15 protein-coding genes are annotated in these 16,934 nt (G+C 66.4%); 10 read left to right on the forward strand and 5 right to left on the reverse strand.

Annotated features, from left to right (window positions below):
• Nucleotides 1-983, reverse strand: a 983-nt coding sequence (gene apgM, locus P4L93_06970; GenBank protein ID MDR3686678.1) for a 2,3-bisphosphoglycerate-independent phosphoglycerate mutase, incomplete at its 3' end; no start/stop codon positions are given.
• 61 nt (nt 984-1,044) lie between these two features.
• Here apgM and P4L93_06975 point away from each other — a divergent pair.
• The 9 genes from P4L93_06975 (at nt 1,045) to P4L93_07015 (ending at nt 10,795) form a co-directional block, all read left to right on the forward strand.
• The gene (locus P4L93_06975; protein MDR3686679.1) at nt 1,045-1,572 is read left to right on the forward strand and encodes a GNAT family protein; all 528 of its coding nucleotides are present in this window, start codon (nt 1,045-1,047) and stop codon (nt 1,570-1,572) included.
• A gap of 46 nt (nt 1,573-1,618) precedes the next feature.
• Nucleotides 1,619-4,138, forward strand: a complete 2,520-nt coding sequence (gene mgtA / locus P4L93_06980; GenBank protein MDR3686680.1) for a magnesium-translocating P-type ATPase — start codon at nt 1,619-1,621, stop codon at nt 4,136-4,138.
• Nucleotides 4,139-4,280: 142 nt separating this feature from the next.
• Complete coding sequence (locus P4L93_06985; protein MDR3686681.1) at nt 4,281-5,171, forward strand: NapC/NirT family cytochrome c; 891 nt, start codon at nt 4,281-4,283, stop codon at nt 5,169-5,171.
• 85 nt (nt 5,172-5,256) lie between these two features.
• Nucleotides 5,257-6,273, forward strand: coding sequence for a hypothetical protein (locus P4L93_06990; GenBank protein MDR3686682.1), 1,017 nt, complete (start codon nt 5,257-5,259; stop codon nt 6,271-6,273).
• A gap of 65 nt (nt 6,274-6,338) precedes the next feature.
• Nucleotides 6,339-7,880: a threonine synthase gene (gene thrC, locus P4L93_06995; GenBank protein ID MDR3686683.1), complete on the forward strand. Its 1,542-nt coding sequence runs from the start codon at nt 6,339-6,341 to the stop codon at nt 7,878-7,880.
• 94 nt (nt 7,881-7,974) lie between these two features.
• Nucleotides 7,975-8,901 (forward strand): metallophosphoesterase, encoded by a 927-nt coding sequence (locus P4L93_07000; protein ID MDR3686684.1) that lies wholly within the window; start codon nt 7,975-7,977, stop codon nt 8,899-8,901.
• Between the two features lie 36 nt (nt 8,902-8,937).
• The gene (locus P4L93_07005) at nt 8,938-9,600 is read left to right on the forward strand and encodes an MBL fold metallo-hydrolase (GenBank protein MDR3686685.1); all 663 of its coding nucleotides are present in this window, start codon (nt 8,938-8,940) and stop codon (nt 9,598-9,600) included.
• 92 nt (nt 9,601-9,692) lie between these two features.
• Nucleotides 9,693-10,469 (forward strand): alpha/beta hydrolase, encoded by a 777-nt coding sequence (locus tag P4L93_07010; GenBank protein ID MDR3686686.1) that lies wholly within the window; start codon nt 9,693-9,695, stop codon nt 10,467-10,469.
• 83 nt (nt 10,470-10,552) lie between these two features.
• Nucleotides 10,553-10,795: a hypothetical protein gene (locus tag P4L93_07015; GenBank protein ID MDR3686687.1), complete on the forward strand. Its 243-nt coding sequence runs from the start codon at nt 10,553-10,555 to the stop codon at nt 10,793-10,795.
• Between the two features lie 19 nt (nt 10,796-10,814).
• On the opposite strand, the gene P4L93_07020 is transcribed toward P4L93_07015, so the two are convergent.
• Nucleotides 10,815-11,879, reverse strand: coding sequence for a tocopherol cyclase family protein (locus P4L93_07020; GenBank protein ID MDR3686688.1), 1,065 nt, complete (start codon nt 11,877-11,879; stop codon nt 10,815-10,817).
• Nucleotides 11,876-13,024, reverse strand: a complete 1,149-nt coding sequence (locus tag P4L93_07025; protein MDR3686689.1) for a glycosyltransferase — start codon at nt 13,022-13,024, stop codon at nt 11,876-11,878. The genes P4L93_07020 and P4L93_07025 overlap by 4 nt, the downstream gene beginning before the upstream one ends.
• A 194-nt stretch (nt 13,025-13,218) precedes the next feature.
• On the opposite strand from P4L93_07025, the gene P4L93_07030 reads away from it, so the two are divergent.
• Nucleotides 13,219-14,568 (forward strand): PIG-L family deacetylase, encoded by a 1,350-nt coding sequence (locus P4L93_07030; protein ID MDR3686690.1) that lies wholly within the window; start codon nt 13,219-13,221, stop codon nt 14,566-14,568.
• On the opposite strand, the gene nhaA is transcribed toward P4L93_07030, so the two are convergent.
• Nucleotides 14,565-15,929 (reverse strand): Na+/H+ antiporter NhaA, encoded by a 1,365-nt coding sequence (nhaA, locus tag P4L93_07035; GenBank protein ID MDR3686691.1) that lies wholly within the window; start codon nt 15,927-15,929, stop codon nt 14,565-14,567. The genes P4L93_07030 and nhaA overlap by 4 nt on opposite strands.
• Nucleotides 15,926-16,453 carry a GNAT family N-acetyltransferase gene (locus tag P4L93_07040; GenBank protein ID MDR3686692.1) on the reverse strand — a complete coding sequence of 176 codons (528 nt, stop codon included), beginning with the start codon at nt 16,451-16,453 and terminating at the stop codon, nt 15,926-15,928. Before P4L93_07040 ends, nhaA begins: the two co-directional genes overlap by 4 nt.
• Between the last annotated feature and the right edge of the window lie 481 nt (nt 16,454-16,934).

The following is a 16,934-nucleotide window of genomic DNA, read 5'->3' on the forward strand; positions in this document are numbered from 1 at the left end:
CCCCCGCGGCCCCCACCCCCCGAGACGACCTCGCGGTCGATTGCCGCAATCGCAGCTATCTTGCCCTCGGCGTTGCCTTCGTGGCCCTCTTCGTCCGGCGCCTCGACGTGGATGACGACGAGGCCGTGATCGTAGAGCGCCTCAAGCGCGCCCTCGGCCTGAGCCGCGTAGTCGTTATCCGGGCCGCCAGTGACGCCGATGATCTCGAGTCGGCTCATGCCCGCGAGAACCGCCAGGCCGTTGAGCAGATCGACGCCGCTGGTCATCGCACCAGTCACACCGCGCAGCTCGGCGAACGGCACCATTCCGCTCGGCGCGACACCGGGCCAAAACGGCCAGACATCGGTGGCCGCCGGCTGCCCGCCCGCCGCTCTGCAGCGGTTGATGCCGCTGTTGGCCAGCAACGGCCGGGCGCGCGCCATGTAGTCGAGAAGCAGCTGGGCGCCGTGGCCCTGCGGGAGATGCGCCGCTATGGGCCGATCGGAGATGTCGTGCGGTGGTGTGAAACGCACGTCGAGTAGCTCGGGATGGTCCTTGACCACCAGGATGTGTCGGTAGGCGACGCCGGGGTAGAGCGTGAAGGTCTCGTCGTTCAGGGCGGTCGCAATGTCGGTGACGATCGCGCCCGACTCCTCGGTGGCGATGCCTCCGCACGAGTACGACGCCATGATGCCGTCGGCGACCGTCACGAGGTTGAGCCGCAGCGCGACCTCGTTGGGGGCGAGTTCGATGCCCATGCTCGCGGCCTCGATCGCTCCGCGGCCAACATAGTCGGCGACCGGGTCGTAGCCCAAGATCGACGTGCACGCTGCCGAGGAGGACGGCTCGGTGCCGTCCGGAATGGTCTTGGCGACCCCGACCCGGCCCTCTCGGGCCAGCGCGTCGAGATGCGGCGTCTCGGCCGCCTGAAGCGTCGTCTTGCCGCCCGGGCCCTCCAAGGGCCAGCCTGCGGCTCCATCCAGAATCACGATGACGTACTTCAACACGTCCCCCCTTGGGTAGTCGTACTCGTAGAAGCGTAACAGCCAGCCCGAGGAGCGCGCCATGCCCCGACTTGCCGACCTGCCCACCCTGCACGGACCTCGCGTCACGCTGCGGCCGCCCAAGGCTGGCGAGACCGATCTGTTGGCCGACGCCATCGCGGTCGACCCCGCTGCCGGACCGCGCTGGAGCACCGACTGTGCGACGATGCGCCGCTGGCTTGCCGAGGACGAGATCAACCTGCTGGTCGTAGAGCTCGACGGCGTATCGGTTGGCATCGTGGACTTCGAGGAGGTTCTCGAGCCCGAGTACCACTCGGCCGGGATGGATATCGCCCTTCTTGAGTGCTGCACCGGCAAGGGTGTGGGAGGCGAAGTGCTGCAGATCCTAGGCGCCTGGCTCATCGACGTCCGCGGTCATCACCGCCTCACCATCGACCCTGCCGCCGACAACGCTCGCGCGATTCGCTCGTACTCCAAGATAGGCTACCAGCCGATCGGCATCGCGCGTTGCTACGAGCGCGGGCCTGACGGTTCGTGGCACGACAACCTACTCATGGACGTGCTTGCTGAGGAGTTCGTGCGGGGCTGATTGCGCAAGGATTGCTCGGCGGGCCTGCTTCGGGTATCAACGACTCATGCCTGCCGACACCACCACCTTGTGGAGCGAGCCCGCCGAAGATCTCGCGCGGGAGCTCTCGGTCACCACGCAAGGGCTGACCTCGCGTCAGGCCGACGAGCGACTCACGAAGTTCGGTCCCAATCAGCTGCGCGCTGAGGACCGTACCGGCGCGCTGAGGCTGCTGGCTCGGCAGTTCACCAACCCCATCGTCTTGCTCCTCGTGGGCGCGGCGGTGCTCTCCGGCTTCCTCGGCGACGCCGCGGATGCGGCAATCATCGGCGTAATCGTGCTGGCCAGCGGGCTGCTGGGCTTCTTCCAGGAGCGTGGCGCGGCCAACGCCGTGCGCGGGCTGCTCGACCGCGTCTCGCTCAGAGCCAAGGCCGTGCGCGATGGGGCCGAAGTCGACGTCCCCGCTGAGAGCATCGTGCCGGGTGACGTCGTCATCTTGAGCGCCGGCAGCGCCGTGCCCGGGGACGCGCGGCTGCTGGAGAGTAGCGACCTGTTCGTCGACGAGTCCGCGCTGACCGGCGAGACCTTCCCCGCAGAGAAGAACATCGGCGACGTGCCGGCCGACACGCCACTGGCCCACCGCACCAACGTCGTCTTCATGGGCACGCACGTGGTGAGCGGCTCGGCTCGGGCCCTCATCGTGCATACCGGCGCGACGACCGAGTTCGGCGGCATCTCCGAGCACCTGCGCAAACCTCCGCCCGAGACCGATTTCGAGCACGGTGTGCGCAAGTTCGGCTACCTGTTGCTGCAGGTCACGCTGCTTCTGGTCCTCGGCATATTCGCGGCCAATGTCTTTCGCCACCAGCCGGTGCTCGACAGCTTCCTGTTCGCCATGGCGCTTGCGGTGGGTCTCACCCCGCAGCTGCTACCGGCCATCATCAGCATCAACCTGAGCCATGGCGCCCGCGACATGGCCGAGCACCAGGTCATCGTCAAACGGCTTGCGTCGATCGAGAACCTCGGCAGCATGAACGTGCTTTGCTCGGACAAGACCGGAACGCTGACACAGGGCATCGTCCACGTGAAGAGCGCCGTCGACCTGGACGGCAAGGAGTCGCCCGACGTGCTGTTCAAGGCCGCCCTGAACTCGTGCTTCGAGACGGGCTTCGCCAACCCCATCGACGACGCGATCCGCGGCGTTGCCGACGACCTCGTGACGGGCTGGAGCAAGCTCGACGAGGTGCCCTACGACTTCCTGCGCAAACGCCTGTCGGTGCTGGCCGAGAAGGACGGCCGCGTCCTGATGGTCACGAAGGGCGCTGTCCCTGCGGTGCTCGAGGTCTCCACACTGTGCCGCATGCCCGACGGAACCACGTGCGACCTAGCCGACGTCACCGCGCGCGTGACGTCGCAGGTCCAGCAACTCGCCGAGAAGGGCCTACGCACGCTCGCCGTCGCCTCGCGCAGCTTCGACGCGCCGCTCGATATCACGCGCACCGACGAGCACGACATGACGCTCGAGGGGCTCGTCGTGCTCTTCGACCCGCCCAAGGAAGACGCGTGCGAGGCGGTCGCCGACCTCAAGCGGCTCGGCGTTTCGCTCAAGATCATCACCGGCGACTCGGCGGCGGTGGCGCGCACTCTCGGCGGGCAGATGGGCCTCGACGAGCCGGTCGTCATGAGCGGCCCCGAGCTTGGGCGACTCTCTGACTCCGCGCTGCAGAACGCATCGCGCGGAGTCGACATCTTCGCCGAGATCGAGCCCAACCAGAAGGAACGCATCATCATCGCGATCAAGAAGGCCGGCAACGTGGTCGGCTTCATGGGCGATGGCATCAACGACGCGGCGGCGCTGCACGCAGCTGACGTGGGGATCTCGGTCGACTCGGCGGTTGACGTGGCCAAGGAAGCCGCACAGATCGTCCTGCTCTCGCCTGGCCTCGACGTGCTCGCCCAAGGCGTGAAGAGCGGGCGCACCACGTTCGCAAACACGATCAAGTACGTCTTCATGGCCACGAGCGCGAACTTCGGCAACATGTTCTCGATGGCCGGCGCGTCGCTCTTCCTGAGCTACCTGCCGCTACTTCCGACGCAGATTCTCCTCACAAACCTGCTCACCGACTTCCCCGAGATGACCATCGCGACCGACCGCGTCGATCCCGAGCTGGTCGAGACACCGCGACGCTGGGACGTCGGCTTCATCCGCAACTTCATGCTCGTATTCGGGACCGTCTCGAGCGTCTTTGACTACGCGACCTTCGGAGTGCTGCTCTTCCTTCTGCACGCCTCCCCCGCCGAGTTCCGCACGGGCTGGTTCACCGAGAGCGTGCTGTCGGCGTCGATGATCGTGCTGGTGATTCGCACTCGGCGCTCGTTCCTGAAGAGCCGCCCGTCGTGGCAGCTTGCGACGGCAACGGCTGCCATCGCCTGCGTGACGCTCGCGCTGCCGTACACGCCACTCGGCGAGCTGTTCAAGTTCGTGCATCTACCGTGGCACTTCTACCTGGCGCTGGCTGCGATTCTGGTGGGCTATGTCGGCCTTGCGGAGCTAGCAAAGCGCGCCTTCTACCGCCTTCACCCGTGAAGCAAGCGCGGCCCTCCGGGCTGGACCACGCGCTGGGAATCTCAGGAAACTCTAACGTTTATGCGACCCGGCGAGTGGTAGATTCCTTGGGACACGCAGGGTCTCGAAAGGTTATGGCAGGACGACTCGAGGAGACAACCGAGTGGCGCAGAGGCGAGTCACGCGAGGCAGGAAGCCCAGGCCGCCGCAGAAGAAGAAGCCAGCCCGCACTTGGACGCCCGACTCCTTCGCTCGCAGCCAGCGCAATCGCAGAATCGTGTGGATTGCCGTCCTCGTGGCAATCGCCGGAATCATCGCCTTCTTCCCCATCGCGCTCGCGACTGACCAGCCGGGCTTCTGTCCGACCTGCCACGGGATGAAGCCGTTCTACGATGCGTGGCACAACGGAACTCACAAGGACGTCTGGTGCATCGACTGCCATGTCGAACCTGGAGTACCCAACCGGCTGCTGCACAAGTTCGCGGTCTTGAACGAGCTCTACGACCAGGTCTTTACGCATGCGACGTTCCCGAACTACAACGCCGACGTCCCCAACGAACGCTGTCTTCGCTGTCATCCCGACGTCCCCACTAAGATCGCCGCCGTCGGGCAGTTCTCGCACCAGCAGCACCTCGGCCGCCAAGTGACCTGCGCGAAGTGCCACGCGACCGTTGGGCATCAGGTCACGTTCGCCTCGCTCGCCGATGCCGGCGTACTCAACAGCGGCAATGCGCCCGCAGGCGCAACCTATGTTGGTCAGGAGTTCACCGGAGTGCCCGGGAAGCACAGCGCGCTGCCGGGCCACAGACCAGTCCCGTGCTCCAACTGCCACGACCAGGCCAACCTGCAGTGCAGCTTCTGTCACACGCCGCCTGGCAACCACTTCGGCGCCGACTGCAAGCTGTGCCACAACCCAGCGGTGCCGTTCACCACGTTCGTCCACCCGCCGAGCGGCCAGCACGCCTACACCTCGCGTCCCTGCGCGGCGTGCCACCCCAACGGCTACACGACCGTCTTCTGTACCTGCCACGGCGGAAGGCCGCCGAACGACTGACGACCGGACGCGGCGGTCTGTATCTCGCGTCAGGGTTCGGCGTAACCTTGTGCGTGGAGTCTGAATGAGCCGAGAGGGATGCTGGATGCCACGCGCCGCCTTGTGCTCGCGATGCGGGACGTACCAGTGGGTCAATGCCGACGGCACGTGCGCCAACGGCCACTCGGCCGAGTGCCTGACGGACTACCACGAGGTTCCCGTGCCCGGCTACGCCGCAGGCCCAGCTGTGGTTCCCGGCGAGACGCAGGTCGCCGAGCGGTCCACCCGCGCGCGTCCGCGCTGGATGCCCTCGCCCCTGGTCGCGCTCGCCGTGCTCGCTCTGGCGCTCGTAGGCGTCGTCGCGTGGAGCGGCATCACGCTTGTCATGCACGTAGACCAGGTTTCCAGCGCCGTCTCTCAGTTGCTCGCGCCCACTACCGACGAGGGTACATCGAGCGAAGGCGTTGCGACCGACTCGGCGGACGACTCGAGCGACACGGTGGATGTCGCCGCGTACACGACACCGCTGCCGGACGTGCCGTTGTCGCCGGCGGAGGTGCCCGGCACGCGCACAACGTCCAACCCGAACGTCGCCGCTCCCGGGCTCGACGCGTTCATCGCCAAGCAGTACCCGGGTTACCGAGTCGAGAAGCGGATCTCGTTCCCAAGCCAGTGGGGCCAAGGACGGCTTGGCGTCAACTACCTGCTGGTCAACGAGAAACACCCGAAGTTCAGATTGTTGGTCAATGTCGCGCAGCTCAAGCCCGGCGAAGACCCTGCCGACCCCAACGAACAGCACTTCTTCAACAACGTTGGTCGAGTGCTGACCGACGACATCGTCTTCTCGGCTGATGCGCTGCGAAACTACGGCGTCTTGGATCACGGCGCACAGGACGCCCTGGTCACCGCATTCGGCCAGAAGCTGCCGGCTGGCGCTTTCGTCTACTCAACCGGTATCGACGGCATCAAGATCGACACCTCGGTCGGGCGCGGGGCCAAGGGGCTCGACAGGGCGATGCAGGATGACGGCAACGACGGCTCGGCCGGCTCGGGACACGCGGTCCTGCCGGTGGTTCCCGGCCGAGACGTGCTCACCGTCGACATCACCTTCGACAACCCATAGCACCGCCGTTGACCGCGGTCGCATTGCTTCTCGCACGCGTTCTCGGCTCGGGTAGAATGGGCGCCATGAAAACCACCACCTATCACGACACGCGCGGTTTGGACAAAGCGGCCCGGACGTTTACCGAGGTCATCGTCAGCGGCATCGCGCCGGGCGGCGGCCTCTACGTCCCCGACACGCTGCCTGCGTTCTCGCTCGACGAGATCCTGGCGTTCTCGGAGTGGCCATATTGGCGCCGGGCCGCTGCGGTGTTCTCGCGCTTTGGCGTCGACATCCCGTCGGACCGCGTCGACGTGCTCATGCAGCAGGCGTACGGCGACCAGTGGGACGACGAGCGCATCGCTCCAGTCGAGGAAGTCGTGCCGGGCACGTGGGTGCTCGAGCTTTGGCACGGGCCAACGAGCGCTTTTAAGGACATGGCGCTGCAGTGCATGCCGCTGTTCTTCTCCGAGTCGGTCGACCGTCGGCGTCAGCGCGGCCTTGAGGACGACAACTACCTCGTGCTCGTGGCGACGTCAGGCGACACCGGCAAGGCCGCGCTAGAGGGTTTCGCTGATCGCGACTACACGAGCATCATCGTGTTCTACCCTGCCGATGGCGTCTCGGACATCCAGCGCAAGCAGATGGTGACGCAGCACGGCGAGAACGTGGGCGTCTTCGGCGTGCGCGGCAACTTCGACGACTGCCAGAACGCCGTCAAGGCCGCCTTCGCGGACACCGCATTCGCAGCCGAGCTCGCCGAGAAGCACCGACTTCGCCTGTCCAGCGCCAACTCGATCAACTGGGGTCGTCTGCTTCCGCAAATCGCCTACTACATCAGCGCGTATGCCGATATGGTCGCCGCTGGCGGCGTTGTCGCTGGCCAGCCCATCGACGTCTGCGTGCCAACCGGCAACTTCGGCAACGTCCTTGGCGCGTACTACGCCAAGCGCATCGGCGTGCCAATCGGCCGCATGATCGTGGCCAGCAACGAGAACCGCGTGCTTGCCGACTTCATCGCCTCGGGCGTCTACGACATCTCGAGCCGCGAGTTTGTGGTCACTCCCTCCCCTTCGATGGACATCCTGATCTCGAGCAACCTCGAGCGTCTCCTCTACGAGATAACACGCGACTCTGACAAGGTCGTCGAGTGGATGTCGTCGTTGGCAAGCGAAGGCCGGTTCCAAGTCGACCCCGCTACCTTCCGAGAGATTCGCGAGCTGTTCAGTGCGGACTACGTGAGCAACGACGAGTCGCTCAAGACCGTTCGCGAGGTCTACGAGGACAGCAACTACCTCATCGATCCGCACACTGCCGTGGCCTGGGAGGTCGCCGAGCGTATGCGCGAGCGCGATCCGGTGCTCGTGGTGTCGACGGCCCACTGGGCCAAGTTCGGCGGCGACGTCTTCAAGGCGCTCGCGCAGCTGCCTTACGACGAGGTGCTTCCCGATGGTATCCGCGAACTGACCGGCGTCGAACTGCTGGCGCAGGTCACCGAGCTCGCGGGCGAAGAGGTCGCGATTCCCAAGTCGCTCTCCGAGCTCGACAGCCTCACGGAGCGCTTCACCAACATCGTCAACACCGGCCGAGACGGCATCGAGGGCGCAGTTCGCAGCTGGCTGGCGTAGCAGCGTACCAGCGTTCGAGCGCGCCCATCTCACACGCTCGATTCGGCACCGTATCGTTAGCGTGCGAGGCTGCGCGCTCGCCTACCATTGCACAATGGCAGAATCTGAAAGCACCGCACCCGGCCGAGCAGCTCGGCCTGACACACCTCGCAATCGTCGCCCAGTCGGGCTGATCGTGCTGGCGCTCTTCGTCCTGGCGGCGGCAGCGATCGCGTGGCGAATCGACCGCGACACTCACCACCCGCGCCTGCAAGAAGTGACCGTCGCCGTGCCCGGCCTGACTCACGAGGTCGACGTCTTGCAACTCTCCGACCTCGGCGGGATCCACTTCGGCGCCCAGCAAAGCCAGCTTGAAGCGCTCATCGCCGGTCGGCGGTTCGACACGGTTGTCCTAACCGGCGACATTCTCGGCGTGGAGGACTACAGCGCAGTGTGGGAGCTGGGCGCGCTAGCCAAGGCGCATTCGGCGCGCGTTTGGTACCTGCCCGGCAACCACGACCTTCGCCCGGTCGGCGCCGGCCTTGCCGAGAGGGGCGTGCCCACGTTGCCGCAGGACAGAGCGGTGGTGCTCGCTGACTTCGACCCCCAAGGCAAGCAGGCGGCGCTCGTCTACGGCCGCAACTCCGACACCATCGCGACCGCCAAGGGGCTCGGCGCCAAGCTGCTCGTCATCGCCTCGCACACGCCACCCGACACGCATCGCCTCGCCGCCGGCCTTGCGCTGGGCGGCGGCACGCACATCTTCATCGCAGGGCACACGCACGGCGGGCAGATCCGCCTGCCGTTCATCGGCGCACTCGGCGCGCCGCTGTCGTGGCCCTACGAGCAGCGCGCTCCGGCGCGAGGCAACGAGATGACGGTGCTGCCGGATCTCAAGGGTCGCTTCGTCGACGGCATGTACGTCCGAGACGGGCAGCGCATCTTCGTCTCCCAAGGCCTGGACGCCAACACCACAGGCATCCGTTTCGGTGCTCAAGCCGAGATCGTGGCGTATCGTTTCGTCCCGGCGCCGGCGAAGTAGCCGCGCCCTTTGGCGCGGCCCGAAAGGAGCGCTCTGGTGGCACAGGCAGTTGAGGTCATCCGAATCGATGGCGGCAGCGTCAACGCCTACCTTCTCAAGAATGGCGACCGCTTCGTGCTGGTCGACACGCTCACGCGGGGTAAGCGGGCCTCGCTCGAACGCCAGCTTGCGGCCGCCGGGTGCTCGGCGAGCAAGCTGGGGCTCATCGTGGCTACGCATGGGGACTCCGACCACGTAGGCAGCTGTGCCTACCTGCGCGACAAGATGGGCGCACCCATCGGAATGCACGAGCGCGAGGCTGTAGTGGCCGAGACGGGCGACATGCGAGCCGCTCGGCCGCACGCCAAGGAAGCGATCCGCGTCATCTTCGGCGTGCTTATGCCGCTCTTCGGGCTGCGCAAGAGCGACCGCTTCACTCCGGACGTCTTGCTTGCAGACGGTGACGACCTGTCCGCCTACGGCGTGGATGCGCGCGTCCTCTACCAGCCAGGACACTCCGAGGGCTCGATCAGTGTGCTGACCGCCAACGGCGACCTGATCTGCGGCGACCTGATGACCAACACCGGCGCTCCGCAGGCCAACACGCTCGTCGATGACGCCGCCGAGATGGCGGCAAGCGTCGCGCGTGCCCGCCAAGCCGGGGCCCGCACCGTCTATCCGGGCCACGGCAAGCCGTTCGCCATGAGCGAGCTGAGATAGAGCCGCTTCCGTCGGCACACCAGGCACCGGTGATGACCGCGCCTCGCGTGGAAACAACCTCCTTGTGAGTGTCATTTCTGGAGGTGCCCGTCATGCCCCGACCGATCGTGCTCGTGCACGGCATGTTCATGACGCCGTTGTGCTGGGAGCAGTGGGTCGTACATTACGAGCACGCCGGTCGGCCGGCGATTCCGGTGGCTTGGCCGGGCCGAGATGCGCTCGTCTCCGACCTGCGCGCGAAGCATCCCGACCCCGAGCTCGGCAAGCTCACCCTCACCGACGTCGTCGAGCATCTCTCGACCAAGATCGCTCAGCTGCCCGAGAAGCCGCTGCTCATCGGCCACTCGATGGGCGGGCTGATCGTTCAGCTGTTACTGCAACGCGATCTCGCACTCGCGGGAGTGGCAATCGACTCCGCGCCCCCGGCCGGGGTCTTCTCGGCGGCGCCATCGTTCCTCAAAGCTAACTGGCCGATGGTCGACCCGTTCGTCTCGATGCACGAGCCGCACATGATGTCGTTCGACCAGTTCGCGTACGCGTTCGCCAATACACTGGCCGAAGAGGAGCAGTACGCCGCCTACGAGCGCTACATGGTCCCCGAGTCTCGCGCTGTGCCACGCGAGTCGCTGGGCAAGGAGGGCCACATCGACTTCACCGCGCCGCATCCACCGTTGCTGCTCATCGCTGGCGGCGCAGATCACATCATCCCGCCCAAGCTCAACGAGTCCAACTTCGAGCGCTACCACGCCAGCCCGGGCCTGACCGAGTACCGAGAGTACCCCGGCCGAGACCATCTCACGATTCTTGAGGCCGGCTGGGAGGAACTAGCGGACTACTCGCTTTGCTGGATGGACTCGGCGGTCAAGTAGGGCCAGCAGGTGCGCCTCAGGCGACGGACGGAGGGAGGCTTCGGCTATACTCTCGGCTCAACATCGCCCAGGGAAAGCGCACCATGGCCGACGACGATCGCGAAGTCCTCCAACGATTCCTCGACAACCTCTTCCGACATACCAAGCGGGTGTCTCGGCTGGACGTGATTCTGCGCGCCCAAACGCTCGACCTCGACGACGACCTCTTGCCACTCTTCGAGAACCTGCCGAGCGGCCAGGCGTACACCCGCGACAAGCTCGCCGACCAGCTCAACTCGGCGATCGTCGGGCACGGCTGGAGCCGGCGCTACGGGACGGTCGACTAGCGCGGGATCCGAGCGCCGCTCACTGAAGCTCCTGCGGCCGCCACACGCCAGCGCCCAGCTCGTCCTTGGAGTTCATGACCTCGCAGCCGGCGTGCAGCCCGCAGTCATCGAGCAGTACGACGTTGCCGCGCTTGCGCGTGAAGCGCACGAGCATCTCGGCGTTGAGCGACTCGTCGGCACGAGCGACCATTCGGCCGTGCTCGGGCGCTTTGAGCGGAGCCGCGACCGCACCTTCGAGTTCGACTTCGAGACGGTACTCGGCGTCCTCGTACGTCATCTTGGCGCCATCGTAGTGGCTCTCGAAGGCGGTGAGCTTGGCGCCTGTGTAGGTGGTGAACCGATAGAGCTGACCGTCGATCAGAACACCGGCGATGAACCCGATGAACGACCTGCCCATCCAGGGAATACGCGCCACGGAGACGGTCACGCTCACATGCTGCTTGGCGAAGTGGTTGGACTGCGCCCACACCCACGAGCTGGGAAACGATCGCCCCCAGTCCTTCTCCACGTAGCCGCGGCCGCCATCGAACGTGATCGCCTCGCCGTCGATCGTCAGCTCGCCGTCGACCGGGTGATCCAGCGAGCACACGCCGTGGTAGCACTCCATGCCTGGCACGAACCGATACCAACCCATGATGCCGGGCGTGAGTAGTTTGACCGGCCACGGTCGCCAGGCGCCGAAACGCAGCTCCCCGCTGACGCGGATCCCCTCGCATTCCAGCGCAAGCTTCGCCCCGCTTGCCGAGAAGTGGTTGGGGCCGACCGTGACCGCGAACGCGTCCGGATCGAAGTGGAACTCGTCGGCGCGATACTGCAGGTAGTGCGTGGCGCCGCCGGGACGAACGACCTGAACGAATGAGTGCGACGTACCGCCGGCGTCGTCCCGGCTAACGCCGGGGATGAAGGCAATCGGCGTCGTACCGCCGGCGTCGACGCACTTCACGTACCAACCCTCGAAGTAGCCGTTGCGCTTCCCGCCGCCTTGGAAGACGGCCGGGTCCCAGATGCGACGCATCCGGTACGGCAGGACGCGCGCCCACGCGGGCGCAGCTTCGCGCTCGGGCGCAGGCATCGGGCGCGTCACGCGCGGTCCTTCTTGGCGGCCGCAAGCGCGTCGGCGTAGACGACGAGCGTGCGCTCGATCATGCGCTGTGGCGCGAACTCGCGCAGGCAGCGTTCCCGGGCGGCTCGGGCGAGAGCCCGTGCGCGCTCGGGCTCGCGAAGCAGGCCGAGCATCGCTGTTGCGAGTGCGGCTGGGTCGCCAGCCGGAACCAGCACGCCCGTCTCGCCGTCGAGCACGACCTCGGGCACGCCGCCGACCCTCGTGGCCACCGTCGGGATCTCGGCGAGTCCGGCCTCGATGAGCGCGATTCCCAGCGCCTCGGTCTCGGCCGGCGAGACGTACACGTCGAGCGTCGAGAGGAACCGCGGGATGTCTTCGACGAAGCCGGGCCAGCGAATCGATCCACTCACCTCGAGTGCGACCGCACGCTCCCGCAGCTCGCTTTCGAGCGGACCTGCTCCGCCGATCACGACGATGATGCCGGGAATCTCGGCGCGGAGCAGCGGCACGGCGTCGACCAGGTGGCACAGACCCTTCTGCGTCGAGAAGCGTGCAGCCAGGCCCACCACGGTCGCGTCGGCAGAAAGACCGAACTCCGCTCGTGCGGCCTCGCAATCTTGTGGCGCGAGGTAGGGAGCCGGCTCGACGCCGTTGTGGACGGTGATGACGCGCCCGGGCGGCAGGCCGTAACCGTCGACCAGCTCGAGGCGAATCGAGTCCGACACGGCGATGTAACGGCTGACAAGCCCGGCCAGCGAGCGCTCGACGTTGCGGTAGCGGTTGCGCGCCGAGGCGGGCGTGTCCGTGCGCGAAAGCACGTGGTTGTGAGCGGTCACGACCACCACTTTGGCACCGCCGAGCATCGCACCGAGGCGCCCGATGAAGCCAGCCTTGAAGCCGTGCGCGTGCACCAGATCGAAGCGGCCTTCGCGCACAACGCGTTGCAGCGCCACGATTGCCCGCGGGTCGTAGAGTGGGTGCAGCGGACCAACGAGCGGGATCTCGTGAACGGGGAAGCCCGCATCTCGCGCAGCGATCGCGACGTCGGACTCGGCGGGGGCGGCAACCTCGACTTCGTGACCGTTTGCGGTAAGCCCGCCGGACAGCGCGAGCAGGTGCTCTCGCATCCCGCCCGCTGCCGGACGAACGACCATCAGGATCCGCACGGTTGTGATCTCCTCCTTGGAACTCCAGTCTAGCGCACCCACTTCACCGCAACCGCGGGAACTCGTGCAGCTCACCGCATAGGCGTCGCCGCTCGCCGCCCGTAAGGTGCCGGTTACTCGGCGAGAGGCCTCCCGCGAGTAGAATCTGCTGGTATCGTGCGCAAGACACCTCAAGAAGGATGCTCGTTTTACACATGCTGCGCAGACTCACAACCCGCATAGTAGGCCTGTCACTCGCTGCGGTTCTCGCAGCGGGTGTTTCTGGCTGTGTCGGCCCGGGCGCTACGATAAGCCTCCCCGTGGCCGACCTGGCCGGACCTCGCCTGCTGGTTATCTCCCCGCATCCCGACGACGAGACCGTCGGCGCGGGCGGCGCCATTGCGACGGCTCGAGAGCGCGGGTGGGATGTCACGGTGGTGTTCGTGACGTCCGGAGACGGCTTCTGGCAGGCAGTACGGACGCCGGGAGGGCCGATGCCCTCTGCAGCGCAGATGCAGGCGTATGGAGCCTCTCGCATCGCCGAGGCTCGCCGAGCCACGGTGGCACTGGGCGTGCCTGCGAGCAACGTGATCTTCCTCGGCTTTCCCGACGGCTCCACGCACTTCATGTGGGGCACGAACTACAGCGGTCCACCCGTGGAGGGCGTCAACGGCGCACGTAAGGTGCCCTACGCCTTCGCCTTCAAACCCGGAGCGCCGTACACGGGCGCCGAGTTGGAGTCCGAACTGGCGCAGATCGTGAAGCGCGTGCGTCCCACGACCGTGCTGATGCCGGACGCTGCAGACACTCACCGCGATCACTGGGCCGCCAACGCGTTTACGCAGGCGGCATTGGTTCGCAGCGGATACAGCGGCCTCGAACTGACATATCTCGTACACCGCACTGGCTTCCCGGCCCAGCGCGGCCTACAGCTCGGGCTGCCGATCGGCCCCCCAACAGCGCTGCTTCGCGACGGCACCAAGTGGCTGTCGCTTCCGATCGGCGACGCTGCGCTCAAGGCGCAGCAGACCGCGCTGGGCACATACCGCTCGCAACTCCACTCCGACGGGGGTCTCGTGCGCGCATTCGTGCGGAGCAACGAGATGCTGGGCATGGGACCATCGTCCTTCATCGGCACGGGAACGGTGACGCTTCGCGAGGGAACTCACGATCCGCTCTATCGCGGGGGCCGCCCGCGATCGACGCTCGACGCCATCGCGTTGTCGCGGACCGAGACCAGCGCCACCGTCGCTCTGGACCTCGCCGCGCCAGTCGACAGGTCGGTTCGCTACGTGATCCACCTACGCGCCTACGGACCCGGGCTGCAGATGCGCTTCTACGACGGTACGATTGCCGGTGGCAAGCTCACTGCGAGTCGCGACGCGACCGCAAGCGTACGAGGTGCCGGGCAGCTCGTGGGCTTCAGCGGAGACGTGGTGCGCGTCAAACTCCCCGCCGAGCTCATCGACGGCGCCCGGTGGCTGTTCCTCGGCGCCGATACGTACTCCGGCAAACTGACGGCCGACCACGGCGCGTGGCGGATGGTGCGCGTCCTGCCGCACTAGATAGTGCAGTGCTTCCCCGTCCCGTAGCGCAGCATCAGGTAGCCGAGAACGCCGGCAACGAGCGACGCCACCAGGATCGCGGCCTTGGCTTCAGTCGTCTCAACCTGTCCGCGAAACGCGATGCTCGCTACGAACAGCGACATCGTGAATCCGATGCCACCCAGCATCCCGGCGCCAAGGATGTGGCTCCAGCGCACGCCGGTGGGTAGCTCGGCGACTCCGGTCTTGGTGGCAACCCACGTCATGGCCGAAATCCCGATCGGCTTGCCGAGCACGAGCCCCAGCAGCACCCCCAGCGCAATCGGTGTCCGTGCCAGCGCCGAGAGGTCCTCGCCCACCAGTCGCACGCCAGCGTTGCTCAGGGCGAACAGCGGCAGCACGAGGAAGGTCGTCCACGGGTGCAACGCGAACTCGAGGCGCTGCAACGGCGAGGCGGTGTGCCGGGCCTCTCGGCGGATGTCGAGCGCGACGTGCTGCTGCGTGTCGTCGCACAGAACGTGGGTGCCGGGAACGTGTGCTTCCTCGATACGGTCGAGTCGACGTCGCGTGTCGGCTGTAAAGAGGAGCGGGTCGAGGCGGGCGGTGGACGGTATGGTTATCGCGACGAGCACGCCGGCAATCGTCGAGTGCACGCCCGAGAGCAGTACGGCAAGCCACAGCAGCCCGCCGATGACGAAGTACGGCCAGGGACTGTCGACCTTGAAGCGGTTAAGAGCGATGAGCAGCACGAACATCGCTGCCGCCCAACCAAGCCATCCCCACTGCAGGTTGTTGGTGTACGCGAACGCGATGACCAGAATCGCGCCGAGGTCGTCCGCGATCGCCAGCGCGACGAGGAAGATCTTCAACCCGCTCGGGACTCGGTCGCCGAGCAGTGCCATCACCCCGATCGCAAACGCGATGTCGGTGGCCATCGGAACGCCCCAGCCGTGCGCGCCGGTACCTCCCGCGTTCAGCGCGAGGTAGATGAGCGCGGGAACCACCATGCCGCCGAGTGCCGCGAGGATGGGAAGCAGCGCCTTGCGCCGCTCGGAAAGCTCTCCGACGAGCACCTCTCGCTTGATCTCGAGTCCCACCACGAAGAAGAACAGTGCCATCAGCGCGTCGTTGACCCAGTGGACGAGCGTCTCGTGAAACGCAACGTGCCCCAAGTAGAGCCCTGCGTCGATATGCCAGAAGTTCTCGTAGGCGACGTAGTACTGGGAGTTTGCGATCAGGAGGGCAACCGCGGTAGCCAGCAGAAGCGCAGCCGCGCCGGCAACCTCGGTGTGAACGAACTCGCCAAAGCTCTCGCGAAGCCGGCTCGGCAGCGACTGCCGGTCGATGACCTCGCGAAGAGCTTCTGCTGGTTGCCGCGTCACAGCACGGCCTGCTCGGCGGATGGCGGCTCAACGAGGAGTTCCATGAGGATGATGTCGAGCCAGCGGTCGAACTTGCGGCCGACCTGCCGCAGTCGGCCCACGTTCTCGAAGCCGAGCCTTGCGGCCATCTTCAGCGACGGCTCGTTCTCACTCACGATCTGGCTGACGATCGCGTGATGGCCCAGCTCGCGACCGCGCTCGATCAGCGCCTCACACATCGCCGGGCCGAGGCCAGCCTGCGTGGCGTCGGGCGCGACGTAGACCGATATCTCGACTGAATGCCGGTAGGCGCAGCGCGTGCCCCACTTGCTCAGCGATCCCCAGGCGAGCACGCCGCCGCCTTCGTCCTGCGCGACTAAGACCGGGTGCGCTCCGCCATGCTCTCCGAGCCACGCCAAGCGATCCTCGACCGACTTCTCTTCGGTATCGAACGTTGCGGTGGAGCTTCGGATGTAGTGGTTGTAGATCGCGGCGATGGCCGCTGCATCAGCGTCGGTGGCAGGTCTTATCGTGGGTTCGGGCATCGGGCCTCCGGGCGCGCGGCGAGGGTTCTCGGCGATACGGTCGAGCTTGTCACTGTCATACCCGAGTGGGCGCATCTGGACAAGCTTGGAAGCCCGGGCAACGTCTCCTTAGCCCTTGCGCACTCTCTGGCTGCCCGTCATCTAACAAGATTACAAAACCCTAACTATTCTGCACGGCCAAGGAGCGCATATTGGCATCCGTGTTGCTTTGATTTCGGCAAGAGCAGGGCGACCCGTCCACCCCTCCCCCCCTCGGGCGGGCAGCGCCCCTCGCAAAAAGACAGGACCCGCCTCACCCCCCTCAGGCGGGTCCTGCAGTTTCCGTGGAGTCCCCCCTCCTACGAAGCTCACACACGTACGCGAAATGCCCGTCGAGGAATCCCTCGGCGGGCATTTCGCGTTGCGGGAGCGGGTCACGCGCGGGATGACGCGTGGCGTGTGCCTGCGCGACATGCGTCGCGCTCGCACGCGCTAGCCGAAA

The organism is Coriobacteriia bacterium (genome assembly GCA_031292615.1).
Taxonomy (GTDB): Bacteria; Actinomycetota; Coriobacteriia; order Anaerosomatales; family JAAXUF01; genus JARLGT01.